The sequence below is a fragment of the Streptomyces sp. NPDC059787 genome, assembly GCF_042732315.1.
Lineage (GTDB): Bacteria > Actinomycetota > Actinomycetes > Streptomycetales > Streptomycetaceae > Streptomyces > Streptomyces atrovirens.
Window position 1 is genome coordinate 24,898 of the sequence record NZ_JBHWHX010000002.1, and the last position, 13,162, is coordinate 38,059.

The 13,162-nt window shown below is 68.8% G+C and carries 14 protein-coding genes; 12 read left to right on the forward strand and 2 right to left on the reverse strand.

Annotated elements, in window-relative coordinates; all coding sequences use genetic code 11:
* Nucleotides 1-422: 422 nt before the first annotated feature.
* The 7 genes from ACFV5H_RS02105 (at nt 423) to ACFV5H_RS02135 (ending at nt 6,484) form a co-directional block, all read left to right on the forward strand.
* Nucleotides 423-1,181 carry a GntR family transcriptional regulator gene (locus ACFV5H_RS02105; protein WP_385192310.1) on the forward strand — a complete coding sequence of 253 codons (759 nt, stop codon included), beginning with the start codon at nt 423-425 and terminating at the stop codon, nt 1,179-1,181.
* The gene (locus ACFV5H_RS02110; protein WP_385192313.1) at nt 1,178-1,870 is read left to right on the forward strand and encodes an AAA family ATPase; all 693 of its coding nucleotides are present in this window, start codon (nt 1,178-1,180) and stop codon (nt 1,868-1,870) included. The genes ACFV5H_RS02105 and ACFV5H_RS02110 overlap by 4 nt, the downstream gene beginning before the upstream one ends.
* A 519-nt stretch (nt 1,871-2,389) precedes the next feature.
* Entirely contained in the window at nt 2,390-3,163 is a 774-nt protein-coding gene (locus ACFV5H_RS02115) for a DUF3800 domain-containing protein (RefSeq protein ID WP_385192315.1), read from the forward strand.
* 567 nt (nt 3,164-3,730) lie between these two features.
* Nucleotides 3,731-3,907, forward strand: coding sequence for a hypothetical protein (locus tag ACFV5H_RS02120; RefSeq protein WP_385192317.1), 177 nt, complete (start codon nt 3,731-3,733; stop codon nt 3,905-3,907).
* Nucleotides 3,907-4,200, forward strand: a complete 294-nt coding sequence (locus tag ACFV5H_RS02125; RefSeq protein WP_385058750.1) for a Dabb family protein — start codon at nt 3,907-3,909, stop codon at nt 4,198-4,200. The genes ACFV5H_RS02120 and ACFV5H_RS02125 overlap by 1 nt, the downstream gene beginning before the upstream one ends.
* A 177-nt stretch (nt 4,201-4,377) precedes the next feature.
* Nucleotides 4,378-5,334, forward strand: coding sequence for a SigB/SigF/SigG family RNA polymerase sigma factor (locus ACFV5H_RS02130; RefSeq protein WP_385058757.1), 957 nt, complete (start codon nt 4,378-4,380; stop codon nt 5,332-5,334).
* 247 nt (nt 5,335-5,581) lie between these two features.
* Nucleotides 5,582-6,484, forward strand: coding sequence for an RNA polymerase sigma factor SigF (locus tag ACFV5H_RS02135; RefSeq protein ID WP_073933416.1), 903 nt, complete (start codon nt 5,582-5,584; stop codon nt 6,482-6,484).
* A gap of 401 nt (nt 6,485-6,885) precedes the next feature.
* Here ACFV5H_RS02135 and ACFV5H_RS02140 read toward each other — a convergent pair whose 3' ends face one another.
* Nucleotides 6,886-7,083, reverse strand: coding sequence for a hypothetical protein (locus ACFV5H_RS02140; protein WP_385058752.1), 198 nt, complete (start codon nt 7,081-7,083; stop codon nt 6,886-6,888).
* Between the two features lie 264 nt (nt 7,084-7,347).
* On the opposite strand from ACFV5H_RS02140, the gene ACFV5H_RS02145 reads away from it, so the two are divergent.
* The 3 genes from ACFV5H_RS02145 (at nt 7,348) to ACFV5H_RS02155 (ending at nt 11,316) form a co-directional block, all read left to right on the forward strand.
* On the forward strand, nt 7,348-7,839 hold the full coding sequence (locus ACFV5H_RS02145; RefSeq protein WP_385058754.1) for a MarR family winged helix-turn-helix transcriptional regulator: 492 nt from the start codon (nt 7,348-7,350) through the stop codon (nt 7,837-7,839).
* A 13-nt stretch (nt 7,840-7,852) separates the two neighbouring features.
* Nucleotides 7,853-10,387 carry an MFS transporter gene (locus ACFV5H_RS02150; RefSeq protein ID WP_385192319.1) on the forward strand — a complete coding sequence of 845 codons (2,535 nt, stop codon included), beginning with the start codon at nt 7,853-7,855 and terminating at the stop codon, nt 10,385-10,387.
* Between the two features lie 107 nt (nt 10,388-10,494).
* A complete protein-coding gene (locus ACFV5H_RS02155) occupies nt 10,495-11,316 on the forward strand; it encodes a YceI family protein (protein WP_385047107.1) in 822 nt (273 codons plus the stop codon).
* Nucleotides 11,317-11,343: 27 nt separating this feature from the next.
* On the opposite strand, the gene ACFV5H_RS02160 is transcribed toward ACFV5H_RS02155, so the two are convergent.
* Nucleotides 11,344-12,069 carry an ANTAR domain-containing protein gene (locus ACFV5H_RS02160; protein WP_385047105.1) on the reverse strand — a complete coding sequence of 242 codons (726 nt, stop codon included), beginning with the start codon at nt 12,067-12,069 and terminating at the stop codon, nt 11,344-11,346.
* Nucleotides 12,070-12,313: 244 nt separating this feature from the next.
* On the opposite strand from ACFV5H_RS02160, the gene ACFV5H_RS02165 reads away from it, so the two are divergent.
* Nucleotides 12,314-12,670 (forward strand): STAS domain-containing protein, encoded by a 357-nt coding sequence (locus ACFV5H_RS02165; RefSeq protein ID WP_385047102.1) that lies wholly within the window; start codon nt 12,314-12,316, stop codon nt 12,668-12,670.
* Between the two features lie 9 nt (nt 12,671-12,679).
* The gene (locus ACFV5H_RS02170; RefSeq protein WP_385047100.1) at nt 12,680-13,150 is read left to right on the forward strand and encodes a PPOX class F420-dependent oxidoreductase; all 471 of its coding nucleotides are present in this window, start codon (nt 12,680-12,682) and stop codon (nt 13,148-13,150) included.
* Nucleotides 13,151-13,162: the final 12 nt, after the last annotated feature.

Below are 13,162 nucleotides of genomic sequence, written 5' to 3' on the forward strand. Positions count from 1 at the left end.
GCGCCCCCGGAGTTGCCGCTCCGGGGGCGCGCGCCGTTGAAGTCGGAACATCCGGCTCCCCTCAGCGCTGCTCGTACGAGACGAGCAGCGGAGGCAACCGGCCGCAACGCGGGAAGCGCTGCGATAGGTCGTGGTCGTACGGGTGTCTCCTTCGGGAACACGGGCTCCCGTTTCAGGCGTATGGAGACGTGACCTTTCGGTCTAAGCCGTCCCGAATGACAAGGGTCGGGTCCGCCCTCGGCCCGCTCTGTCCCGGGCCCCTTGACCTCGAATGAGTCCCGAATCAGGGCGCATTGAGGTCCGGCACCCGCTAGTCGACTGAACCGACCGGCGGGCACATCCCTAAGGTTCCCTAGGGTTCCCTGCGGTGTCAAGCAGTAAGCTAGGGAACCTCAGGGAAGTGACGACAGGGAGCGGACGACATGGCAGGCCAGGCTGACAATCGGGCGCCGTACGCGAAGATTGCCGCCCACTACACGGAGCTGATTACGTCTGGTCAGCTACAACCAGGCACCCTCTTGCCGAGCATCAAGAACCTCTCGGAAGAGTGGAAGGTGAGCACGGCGACAGCCGAGAAAGCCCTGCGCAAGTTGCGCAATGAAGGGCTTGTCCGCGGCATCCACGGCATTGGTACCGAAGTGCTGGACCGACCGGCTCCGATGTCGTCCGGGGCGCAGCGGCAGGACCGGGGACGCCGTACCGGGTCCAGCTGGGGGGCGGGTGAACGGTCCGACTCGCACCAGGCGGCCGTGGTGCCCGCACCCGATGAAGTGGCGCAAGCGCTGGACATTCAGCCCGGCTCCGACGTGGTGCGCCGTAGCCGTGTGTACCGGGACCGGCACGGCATCGTCGCCCACAGCACGTCGTGGATTCCCGCGCGGTACGGGAAGCTGATCCCTCAGCTTGAAGCAAGCGAGCGGCTGACGGGGGGAACCTCGCTCCAGCTCATCGCCCAGGCGACCGGTCACCCGATCAGTCACCGCATCGACACCGCATCGGCCCGCCTACTGACGCCGGAGTACGCGCGACTCCTGGAGTTGGACCCCGACAACCCGCCGGCGGACCCGGTGGTCGTGATGACGGCTAAATTCGTGGACAGCGAGGGCAACATCGTGGAGTACGGCGTGGACCTCGGCGGTCCGGGCCGGACATGGCGCACAGAATCGGAGGTGTCCCCGTGACGGTTGTGGATGACACGCTCGTGAACGTGCTCGAAGGCCGCCTGGATGCGCTGCTGACGGCCCGCCGGGCTGGCACAATCACGTCCGAAGCCGAAGCGGAGGTGGCCACCATCTCCCGAACCATGACGAGACCGATGCCCCCGCACCCGCCGTTCTGTGTCCTGATGGCCGGGCTTCCCGGCTCCGGCAAGACGACCCTTTCCCGCGCCCTGACTGCTCGCGGGTTCATACGACTGTGCCCGGACGAGGAGATGTTCCGCCGACACGGCGTCTACGGCGTGGACTTCCCGCGGGGCGTTTTCCCCACCCTTGAACGACCCGTCCTCGAAGACGTGGCGGTCGACCTCCGGGAGCAACTCAAGGCCGGGCATGACGTCGTCGTCGACCACGGCTTTTGGACCCCGGAGGACCGGGCCAGGTGGCGAACGATCGCCACCGATGTCGGCGCCACCCCTGTACTCGTCTACCTTGCAGCCACTCATGACGAGCTGTGGGCAAGGATCAGCAAGCGCAACGAGTTCCACGCGGACGATCCAAACTCGATCTACTTCTCCGAGAACGACCTCCAGCGATACCGCACCCGGTTCGTCCCACCCAAGGCAGATGAACCACATCTTGTGTACGACGGGGATGCTGCGAACGTAATCGCGGCCCTGAACGCCGCCCAGCTTCGACTCTCAGGCGACTGATACACAAGCCAGCCCGAGCGGTACCAGCCGACTGGGTGGCCCTCGATGTGATGCACGTCGGCGACTGCTGGGCCGCGAGGAGGAGCGATCGGTACCGGTCAGCCTCGTGCGCTCAGGTACTCGAGGCTGACCGGTAGCAGGCGCCGACCTGTCCACCCTGCCAGCCAGGTGCCGACCGGGGCATCGACGGTGCGCGATGGATCTCGATCTCGGTGAGCTGACGGACGTCACAAACTTCTTCTTCTGCACAGCTTGTCTACCGGAAAGCTGCAGGTAGAACGGTTGAGGGCCGAGAGTAGGCGCGCTTATTCACAACCTTCTGCACATACTTTTCCACAGAAATGGCCATGTTTTCAACAGACATGGGACTATTCATCCACAAGGGCTGTGGATAAGCACATTGGATGACGGACCTTCACGTGCCACGATCATCACGCGATGTACACGAGTCGCCGTCCTGCGTACGACGGCTGAGTGCAGAGCTGTCGAATCGATGCGTTGGGATGGAGGTACTTGGACGTGGCCACAGTGGCTACCAACTCAGGTCAGGCGCCCGCGGCGCGAAAGCTGCACGCCTTCATCGACGAGGCCGGCGTGCGGTCGCGGTCGAAGGCTTCCAGCGACCACTTCGTCATGACGGCAGTCGTCGTAGATGACCAGGACCTACCGTTGGCCGCTCAGTTCCTTGCCCAAATGCGGTTGGATCTTGGTCGGCGACCTAGCGATACGCTCCATTGGGTGGCCCTGAAGAAGCATGAACAGCGTGTGCACGCCGCCAAGTCTCTTGGGTCTCAAACGTGGGTGACGATCTCCAACGTTGTCGCGTGCAAGCGACACCTCACCAACCACATCACAGACAGCCAGTTCTACCTCTACACGTTCCGGTACTTGCTGGAGAGGCTGTCCTGGTTCGCGCGAGACTCGCATGCGACCCTCTCCTACACGCTGGCCCACATCACTCGTCCGCAAATGACGCTGGGCGAACTGCGTCAGTACGAGGCAGCTCTCCAGGTGATGTCGACCAGCATCGTGTGGGAAGCCCTCGACCCGAGGGGCGGACGCATTGAGCAGCCGAACAAGGTCGAGATGCTCCAGTGTGCAGACCTGGCTGCATCAGCTACTTTCCGTGCCTTCGAACCGGATCAGTTCGGAAACACCGAGCAGCGGTATCTCGGGGAGCTACGCCCCCGGCTCTACCGCCGCGGCTACGGCGCCATTACGTCCTACGGCATGAAGCTGCACCCATGGGAGAACAGCACAAAGGCCGCTTACCCGTGGGTAGCGGCCCTGTGAAGCACGTCGGCCGGCTGTTGAACCGCCTATAGCGGGTGCCGACGTTTCCGACCGGCAGACGACCGTCCGTGCACCCCCCACCCTAGCGCATCCATGGATGCACGCAAGCCCATAATGGGACAAAAGGGCAAGAGGTGCCGGAGTTTATTCGAACTTGTGTCCCATGTGGTTGGTGAGGTTGCTGGTCATTGATGGACCTCAATCGCGAACGCTGGCGTCAGCAGGTCACGGTCACGTCCAGCCCACCTTCTATCAACGGTGATCCGTACGTCAGCGAGGGTCGGGCCCTGTCTCGCTCCGTCTCAGTTTCCGTCTCGTTCACCCCCGTTCGGAGCGGTCCACAGCGGTTCACGCGACGAGGGTGAGTACAGGAATGAACGAAGCTGAACACCCCTGGATCAGGCTGCAAGCAGCCCAAACAGACCTCGAAAGCGAGTGTGGCGCAAGTCACCGAGGGTTCAAATCCCTCCGCTACCGCCGGTGAAGGGCCCCGTCGTCAGACGGGGCCCTTCGTGCGATCATGGGGCCGCTCGATGCTCGTGTGACACCAGTGACAGGGGGGCCGCGGTGGCGGTGAACGCGAAGAAGATCGCCGTCTACGTCGTCGTGGTCTTCGTGCTGTACCTGATCATCACGGACCCGGAGACCGCGGCCGACTACGTCCAGATAGGGTTCGAGGGCATCTCGGAGGCCGCGAAGGCCATCGGCGACTTCATGACCTGGCTGGCGAACGGAGGAAAGTGATGATCCGCCACCTGGTGCTCTTCCGGCTGAACGAGGGCGTCGAGCGCGACGACCCGAGGGTCGTGAAGGGCGTGGAGGCCTTCCGTTCGCTGGACGGCAAGATCCCGGAGATCCGCTTCTGGGAGTGCGCCTGGAACATCAGCGACCGCCCCATCGCCTACGACTTCGCCATCAACTCGGCGTTCGAGGACACGGAGGCGCTGCGCCGGTACGTGGAGCACCCGGAGCACCAGGCGGGTGTCGGGCTGTGGCGCGAGTTCGCCACGTGGGTGATCGCCGACTACGAATTCTGACACTCCGTCCCCCGGAGCCCCCCGCCATGACGGCGGGGGGTTTTGTTGTTCCGTACGCCCATTTTTGGCACTCAACACGGAATATGCGGTGCTTGCGCATACTGAGTCAGTCTTGTGATGCTATGACCGCTTTTGAGGGATGAGTTGACGGACGATGTGAGCGATGAAGAGGTGGCGTTGACCGTGCCGGCCAGTACTGCGCCGCCCCAGGACGAGGTGTCCCCCGACGCGGTCCAGGCCCCGGCCCCCGACCGGTCCTCCCTCACCCCGCCCTCCCCCGCCTCGACCTCTCCCGGCCCGGCCTCGACCGACCCGACCTCGACCGACCCGTCCGCGACCGCCGACGACCGGCCGGTGAGCCCCGCCAAGCGGCGCGGCGCCGACACCCGGGCCCTGACCCAGCTGCTCTTCGGCCAGCTCAAGGAGCTGGAGCCGGGCATGCCGGAGCACACCCGTGTGCGCGCCGCGCTCATCGAGGCCAACCTTCCCCTGGTGCGGTACGCCGCCGCCCGCTTCCGCTCCCGCAACGAGCCGATGGAGGACGTCGTCCAGGTCGGCACCATCGGGCTGATCAACGCCATCGACCGCTTCGACCCGGACCGGGGCGTGCAGTTCCCGACGTTCGCGATGCCGACGGTGGTCGGCGAGATCAAACGGTACTTCCGGGACAACGTCCGCACCGTCCACGTACCGCGCCGGCTGCACGAGCTGTGGGTGCAGGTCAACAGCGCGACCGAGGACCTGACGACCGCCTTCGGGCGTTCCCCGTCGACCGCCGAGATCGCCCAGCGGCTGCGCATCACCGAGGAGGAGGTGCTGTCCTGCATCGAGGCCGGACGGTCGTACCACGCCACCTCGCTGGAGGCCGCGCAGGAGGGCGACGGGATGCCGGGACTGCTGGACCGGCTGGGGTACGAGGATCCCGCCCTGGACGGCGTCGAGCACCGCGACCTCGTCCGGCACCTGCTCGTCCAGCTCCCCGAGCGGGAGCAGCGCATCCTGCTGCTGCGTTACTACAGCAATCTCACCCAGTCGCAGATCAGCGCCGAACTCGGCGTCTCGCAGATGCACGTGTCCCGGCTACTGGCACGTAGCTTCCAGCGGCTGCGGTCCGCAAACAGGATCGAGGCGTAACCGGAAAGAGCGAATCACCCCACAGCGCTTTTCTGTGCGCTTCTGGTCCGAAAGCCCGTCAGACCCCTTGTTTCCAGGGCTGATTCACATCTCAGATGTCGACATGTCACTACAGCGCGTTGCCGACATGTGACATTCTGCGGAAAGCGCGTTTGCCGGAGCCTCGGCGCCGGTATTCCAGGTGATGGCTGCGTTCCTCGATCGGGGAGCGTCCGCCGCGACCGTCCCGCGACCCAAAGGGGGTGGCATGTCCGCAGAACAGGGCAGCTCGAAGGTGCTCACGCTCGCGGAGAGCGAGACAGCTCCCCATGCTCTCGACGCACTCGGCCCCATCGACGAGGGCCCGGCCCTCCCGACCACGCCCGCTCCGGAACTCCCGGACACGGCGGCCCTCGACACCCGCACCCTGTCCCGCTCCCTGTTCCTGCGGCTCGCCGTACTGGACGAGGACAGCCCGGAGCGCGCCTACGTCCGGGACACCCTGATCGAGCTCAACCTGCCGCTGGTGCGGTACGCGGCGGCGCGGTTCCGCTCGCGCAACGAGCCGATGGAGGACATCGTCCAGGTCGGCACCATCGGGCTGATCAAGGCGATCGACCGCTTCGACTGCGAACGGGGCGTGGAGTTCCCGACGTTCGCGATGCCGACGGTGGTCGGCGAGATCAAGCGGTTCTTCCGCGACACGTCGTGGTCGGTGCGGGTGCCGCGCCGGCTGCAGGAGCTGCGCCTGGCGCTGACGAAGGCCGGCGACGAGCTCTCCCAGAAGCTGGACCGCTCCCCGACGGTCGCCGAACTCGCCGCCGTGCTGGGCGTGTCGGAGGAGGACGTCGTCGACGGGCTCGCGGTCGGCAACGCGTACACGGCGTCCTCGCTGGACTCCCCCGCCCCCGAGGACGACGGCGGCGAGGGCTCGCTCGCGGACCGCCTCGGCTACGAGGACACGGCGCTGGAGGGCGTGGAGTACCGCGAGTCGCTCAAGCCGCTGCTGGCCAAGCTGCCGCCCCGGGAGCGGCGGATCATCATGCTCCGCTTCTTCGCCAACATGACCCAGTCGCAGATCGGCGAGGAGGTCGGCATCTCCCAGATGCACGTCTCGCGCCTGCTCACCCGGACGCTGGCCCAGCTGCGGGAGGGCCTCATCTCGGACTGAGGCACAGCACGGGGCGCCGACGGGGCGCTCCGTACGTGGAATCGGATTCGTGGCCGCCGGGGCGCCCCGTACGGGCGCAACGGCGGCCGCCGCGTTCTCCGGTGACCCCGCACACGGTTCTCCGGCGCCCACGCCGGGCCGCCACCGTTACGCCTACGTGCCGGGAGCGGCCTCCGGCGCCCTTTTCCGCCCCTGGGTGGCTTCGCCCCCGGACCCCCGCTCGCGCCCACGCGGCACAGTCGCATGCCGGTACGGCCCCGTGCCCCTGGGAGTGGCGTCACTCACAGGGGCGCGGTGAACCGTGCGAGAAACCACGGCGCACCCGCGGCCGCCGACTCCCGGTGAGCCGCGGCATGGCGGCGCGAACCGCGGTCATGGCGGCGCGAACCGCGAGGCCGTCGTTACTTCAGTGCGAGCCAGGCCACCGCCGCGACGACCGCCACGGCGACAACGACGCCGACGATCAGGCCGATCCGCGGGCCACCGCCGGTGGTCGCGGCGGCCTGCCGGTTCTGGGGTTCCTCGTCGACGAACGCGCGGAACATCTGGGTGCTGCCGGCGGGGTCGTGGTTGCCCTGCGGGCCCTGGGTGTTAGCCATGCCCCGAGACCCTAGCGAATGCCCGGTGAGGCGCCCAAGTGGGGGCAGTGGCAAGGGGTGATGGGCAGCCCCGGCGAGGGGTGGCGGGTAGCGCCGGCAGGCGCTGACGGGCGGCGTCGGCGGTGCGGACACGCCCGGACCTGCGGGTTTACTTTCGCGATTACTTGCCTTTGCCAAGTTTTTGAGCCGGGAGACCCGTTTTTATTTGCCTTCAGCAACCATCGATTCCTATCGTTGCCCTAAGCAATCAAAACGGGAGGTGTCATGGCCGAGCAGGCGCAGTACGAGGAGCTGGTTCGACAGTTCAGCGCCTTCGGCGCCGTCAAGCGGGAAATGAACCGGATCATGCCGACCGGCTGCCCCAGCGGCTCCGCCGCCGTGCTGGCGCTGCTCGGCCGCCACGGCGACATGCGCATGAGCAGGCTCGCCGAGCTGCTGTCCGTGGACATGTCGGTCACCAGCCGTCACGTCGCCCACCTGGCCGAGCGCGGCTGGATCGAACGCTCCCCCGACCCCGCCGACAAACGGTCCCGCATCCTGCACCTCACCCCAGCCGGCCGGACCCAGCTCGACGAGCTGTTCCGGCGGTCCACCCAGCTCCTCGCGGAGCGCCTGGACGACTGGTCCGACGACGAGGTCAGCCGGCTCACCCAGCTGATGACCCGGCTCAGGGACAGCTTCGGCGACTGCCGAACGGTGCCCCGCCCGGCATCTCCCGCTCCCGAACAGACCACCCGTACACCCGCAAGCACGTAAGAGAAGGAAGTCCATGGCAACGACCACACCGAACGGTGTGCGGGCTCATGCCAAGCACGGGGGAGGCTCCTCCACAGACGCTCCGATGACCCATCGGCAGATCATGGAGGCGCTGTCCGGGCTGCTGCTCGGCATGTTCTGCGCCATCCTGTCGTCGACCATCGTCACCAACGCCCTGCCCGAGATCGTGGGCGACCTCGGCGGCGGCCAGAGCGCCTACACCTGGGTCGTCACCGCCTCGCTGCTGACGATGACCGCCTCCACCCCCCTGTGGGGCAAGCTCGCCGACCTCACCAGCAAGAAGACCCTGGTCCAGGCGGCCCTGGTCGTCTTCGTCCTCGGCTCCGTCGTGGCCGGTCTGGCGCAGAACCCGGGCATGCTGATCACCGCGCGTGCCATCCAGGGACTGGGCGCCGGCGGTCTGTCCGCCCTGGCGCAGATCATCATGGCCGCGATGATCTCCCCGCGCGAGCGCGGCCGTTACTCCGGCTACATCGGCGCCACCTTCGCCGTCGCGACCGTCGGCGGCCCGCTGCTCGGCGGCGTGATCACCGACACCAGCTGGCTCGGCTGGCGCTGGTGCCTCTACGTCGGCGTGCCCTTCGCGATCATCGCGCTGATCGTGCTGCAGAAGACGCTGAACCTGCCCGTGGTCAAGCGGAAGGTCAAGGTCGACTGGGCCGGCGCCTTCTTCGTCACCGCGGCCGTCTGCCTGCTGCTCGTCTGGGTCACCTTCGCCGACGACAAGTACTCCTGGATGTCCTGGCAGACCGGCGTCATGGTCGGCGGCGCGATCGTCCTGACGCTGATCTTCCTCTTCGTCGAGTCGAAGGCCGACGAGCCGATCATCCCGCTGCGCCTGTTCAGGAACCGCACCATCGCGCTGGCCTCGCTGGCCTCGCTGTTCGTCGGTATCGCGATGTTCGCGGGCACCGTCTACTTCAGCCAGTACTTCCAGCTGGCCCGGGACAAGTCCCCGACGATGTCGGGCGTCATGACCATCCCGATGATCGGCGGCCTGTTCATATCGTCGACGGTCTCCGGCATCATCATCACCAAGACCGGCAAGTGGAAGAGCTGGCTGCTGGTCGGCGGTGTGCTGCTGACGGCGGGCCTGGGCCTGCTGGGCACCATGCGCTACGACACCCCGTACTGGCACATCGGCGTCTTCATGGCGCTCATGGGCCTCGGCGTCGGCATGATGATGCAGAACCTGGTCCTGTGCACGCAGAACCAGGTGGCCCCGAGCGACCTGGGCGCGGCCTCCTCCGTCGTGACCTTCTTCCGGTCCCTCGGCGGCGCGGTGGGCGTGTCCGTGCTCGGCTCGGTCATGTCCAGCCGGATCAGCGACTACGCCCAGGACACCATCGGGCAGCTCAGCCCGCAGGAGCAGGCCGCCGCCGCCAAGACCTCCGGCAGCGGCACGATCCCCGACATGGACCTGCTGCCCCCGGGCATCCGCACCTGGCTGGAGAGCGCCTACGGGCACGGCATCGCCGACATCTTCCTGTACGTCGCGCCGATCGCCCTGCTCGCCTTCCTGGTGACGCTGTTCATCAAGGAGGTCCCGCTGCGGACCTCCGGCGCGCTGGCCCAGACCGCGGAGGCCTCGGACGGGACCGCCCCGGCGGAAGCCGCCCGCGTCGCCGCCGAGCCGGCTCCGGCCGGTGCGGTGACGGCCCCCTCGGCCCCCTCGGCCTCCTCGGCCGCCGGGACCGCCGCCACGCAGCGCCTCGCCGCCGTCGCCACGGCGGCCGGCCCCGGTGAGCCGGAGGCACCCGTCTCCGGTGGCATCCCGGTACGCGGTGTCGTGCGCGGCGCCGACAGCGCGCCCGTGCCGCAGGCCGCCGTCACGCTGATCTCGCTGGGCGGGCGTCAGCTCGGCCGGTCGGTGGCGCAGGCCGACGGCGCGTACGCGGTGGACGCGCCCGGCGCCGGGTCGTACGTCCTGATCGCCGCCGCCGACGGCCACCAGCCGCAGGCGTCCACGGTCGTCGTGAACGGCGAACCCCTCGCCTACGACATCCTGCTCAGCGGCACCAGCGGGCTGACCGGACTGGTCCGCACGGCGGACGGCGGGCTGCCGGTGAAGGACGCGATGGTGATCGTCACCGATGTGCGCGGCGATCTGCTGGCCACCGGGAGCACCGGTGAGCAGGGCGAGTTCTCGTTCGCCGAGCTGGTGCCGGGCGCGGTGACCGTGGCGGTGAACGCCGCCGGTTACCGGCCGCGCGCCCTGCCCGTCGAGGTGGGCGGCACCGGGGTCACCCGGGTCGAGGTCGACCTGGAGACCGGCGCCCAGGTGCGGGGCGTGGTCCGCGCCCCGCACGGGCCGCTGGCCGACGCCCGGGTCACCCTGGTCGACGCGGCCGGCAACGTGGCCGGCACGGCGACGACCGGTGCGGACGGCGCGTACGCCTTCGCCGATCTGGACGGCGGCGAGTACACCGTCATCGCCACGGGCTACCCGCCGGTGGCGACGGCGCTGACCGTCTCCGGCACCGGTGTCGACGACCACGACATCGAGCTCGCCCACCCGGGCGAGTAGCGAAACCCCGGCCCGTGGCGGGGGCGCGTCCTGTAGCGGAGACGCGCCCTCGCCACGGGCCGGTCTGTTCACGACCATTTTGTACGTATGTGCAGGGAGAAAACGGGATGTCACTGACCGCGAGGATCCGCACCCGGGACGGATGGGCCGTGTCGCACGCGGTCGTCACGGTGACCGACGGGACCGGTACGCAGGTGCTGCGCGCCGAGGCGGACCCCGAGGGCGCCGTGCGGGACACCACCGCGCTGGCGCCGGGGGCGTACACCGTGATCGTCACCGCGGTCGGGTACGCGCCCGCCGCCGCGAGCGCCATCGTCACCGCGAGCGGGCGGGCCGAGGTCGGGACGGTGACGCTGGCCCGGCAGGGCGGCACCGAGCTGCCGCCGCCGGGGCCGTGGACCGTGGACCCGGCGCATTCGAGCGTGGCGGCCGTCGCCCAGCACCTGGGCATCTCCAGCGTGCGGGGCCGGTTCACCGAGTTCGCGGCCCTGGTGGAGGTCGCGCCGGACGACATCGCCAAGTCCCGCGTGGAGGCGGTGATCCGGGCGGCCTCCATCGACACCGGCAACGGGATGCGCGACACCCATCTGCGGTCCGCGGACTTCCTGGACGTCGAGCGGTACCCCGAGATCACCTACCGGTCCACCGGTCTGACCGGGGCGGGTTCCGACCGCTGGACGGTCCACGGCGAGCTGGCCATGCGGGGCGTCGTCCGGCCCGTCGACCTCGACCTGGCCTACCTCGGCACCGGGGCGGACCCCTGGGGCGGCACCCGGGCGGCCTTCCGTGCCACGGCCGAACTGCGGCGCGAGGACTTCGCGATGAACTACAACCAGGTCGTCCAGGCCGGCATCGCGGCCATCGGCACGACCCTCCGGGTGGAGCTGGACGTCCAGGCCGTGCAGGGGGAGTCGCTTCCGGCCGCGTGAGACCCCGTCAGGACCGGTCGGACCCTGTCAGGGGGTGTGGTCGGGGTCGACGATGCGGCGGGCGAGGTCGCGCAGTTTGATGTTCTCCCGCTGCGAGGCGCGGACCAGGCTGTCGAAGGCGCCGGCCGCGTCGATGTCCAGGCGTTCCATGAGGATGCCGGTGGCCTGGCCGATCAGGTCCCGGGTGCGCATGGCCTCGGTGAGCTGCTCGCGCACGGTGGCGGAGTCGAGGGCTATGCCGACGTGCGCGGTGAACAGCCGGCCGACCCGCAGCGCGGTCTCGTCGAAGGCGCGCGGCTTGCGGGCGTAGGCGGTGAGCACGGTCAGCCGGCGGCGGTCGGCCCGCAGCCGCAGCGACAGCGCGGACCGCAGGCCGAGCCCGGACAGCACCTCGTCGCCCTCGCCGTTCTCGCTGTCCTCGACCTCGGCCACGGGGGCGGTCCACAGGCGGTGCCAGTACGGCCGCTGCCCGTCCCCGGGGTCGTCGCCCTCCTCGGCGGCGCGTACGACGTCGTCGGTCCAGGCGAGCGTGGAGCGCCGGTTGTCCCGCTCGACGACGGAGATGCCCGCGTGGTCGGCACCGGGCACGAGGTCCACCGCGAGACGGACGGCGGTGTCCAGGGTGCTGTCCGGGGTGGACGTCTCGTGCAGTTGCCGTGCCGCGGCCGTGAGCGCTTCCGCCAGCTCCAACCCAGCCGGGAAACGGGGCAAATCAGAAAACCGGGACGCAGCCACCACGAACCTCTTCGGCATGCACGGCATTACGGCCGTGCGCAGGAGAGCTCCGCAGCACATTCCTGACTGCGAGCACAGGACGCACAGAACTCTATCTGTTCGGTTGCGATGAGGTGACGCCCGGACCTGCGGTATCGGCTTCCGGTCCGATCACCACCCCGGCCCACTGCCACCGGCGCCCTCCTGCGTGATGGAATGACGGACGGGTCAGGAAGTGGCCTTGCCGGAATCCCGGACGACACATGTCTGCCAGGTGAGCACCGTGACCTTCCTGCCGAACCCCTCCGACCCGCGTGACGTGTCCGAGCACACGCTGTTCCGCTTCCCCCCGGAGACCGACTTCTCCGACGCCGGGGAACTCCTCGACGCCATCATGGCCGAGTGCCGCCCCCGCGACGGCCGGCGGGCCCGTGTCCTGGTCCTCGACCTCACCGCGACCGGCTTCATGGACTCCCAGGGCGTCCGCCTCATCGACGACGTACGCCGGCTGCTGCACCCCGGCACCCTCGTGTACGTGGTGGCCCGCCCGGACAGCGCGGCCGCCCGCGTGCTCGAACTGACGGGCCTGCGCCGCGACGTCCCCGTGTACGACAACCTCCCGGAGGCCATGGCGGCCTAGTCTGACGCCATGGCACCCAACATCGCGACGAACACCCGTGTCTCCCTCGACGAGCTGCTGGACTTCGTACGGCCCCGGCACCGGGCGGTCCTGCTGACCCGGCGGGCCGACGGCGCGCCCCAGGGCTCGCCGCTGACCTGCGGGGTCGACGACTCGGGCCGGATCGTGGTCTCCACGTACCCCGAGCGCGCCAAGACCCGTAACGCCAAGCGGGACAGCCGGGTGAGCCTGATCGTCCTCAGCGACGAGTGGAACGGGCCGTGGGTCCAGATCGACGGCACCGCCGAGGTGGTGGACCCGCCCGAGTCCGTGGAGCCGCTGGTGGAGTACTACCGGAACATCGCCGGCGAGCACCCGGACTGGGACGAGTACCGCGCCGCCATGGTCAAGCAGGGCAAGTCGATCATCCGGATCACCCCGGAGCGCTGGGGCCCGGTGGCGACCGGGGGTTTCCCGGCGCGGCTGGCCGAGGGGGAGTGAGCAGGTGAGGGC

Coding starts and splice junctions, on each gene's coding strand:
- ACFV5H_RS02140 (WP_385058752.1), bottom strand. CDS start 7,083: ATGGCTAACACCCAGGGCCCGCAGGGCAACCACGACCCCGCCGGCAGC.
- ACFV5H_RS02155 (WP_385047107.1), top strand. CDS start 10,495: ATGTCACTGACCGCGAGGATCCGCACCCGGGACGGATGGGCCGTGTCG.
- ACFV5H_RS02170 (WP_385047100.1), top strand. CDS start 12,680: ATGGCACCCAACATCGCGACGAACACCCGTGTCTCCCTCGACGAGCTG.
- ACFV5H_RS02150 (WP_385192319.1), top strand. CDS start 7,853: ATGGCAACGACCACACCGAACGGTGTGCGGGCTCATGCCAAGCACGGG.
- ACFV5H_RS02125 (WP_385058750.1), top strand. CDS start 3,907: ATGATCCGCCACCTGGTGCTCTTCCGGCTGAACGAGGGCGTCGAGCGC.
- ACFV5H_RS02160 (WP_385047105.1), bottom strand. CDS start 12,069: ATGCCGAAGAGGTTCGTGGTGGCTGCGTCCCGGTTTTCTGATTTGCCC.
- ACFV5H_RS02145 (WP_385058754.1), top strand. CDS start 7,348: ATGGCCGAGCAGGCGCAGTACGAGGAGCTGGTTCGACAGTTCAGCGCC.
- ACFV5H_RS02135 (WP_073933416.1), top strand. CDS start 5,582: ATGTCCGCAGAACAGGGCAGCTCGAAGGTGCTCACGCTCGCGGAGAGC.
- ACFV5H_RS02105 (WP_385192310.1), top strand. CDS start 423: ATGGCAGGCCAGGCTGACAATCGGGCGCCGTACGCGAAGATTGCCGCC.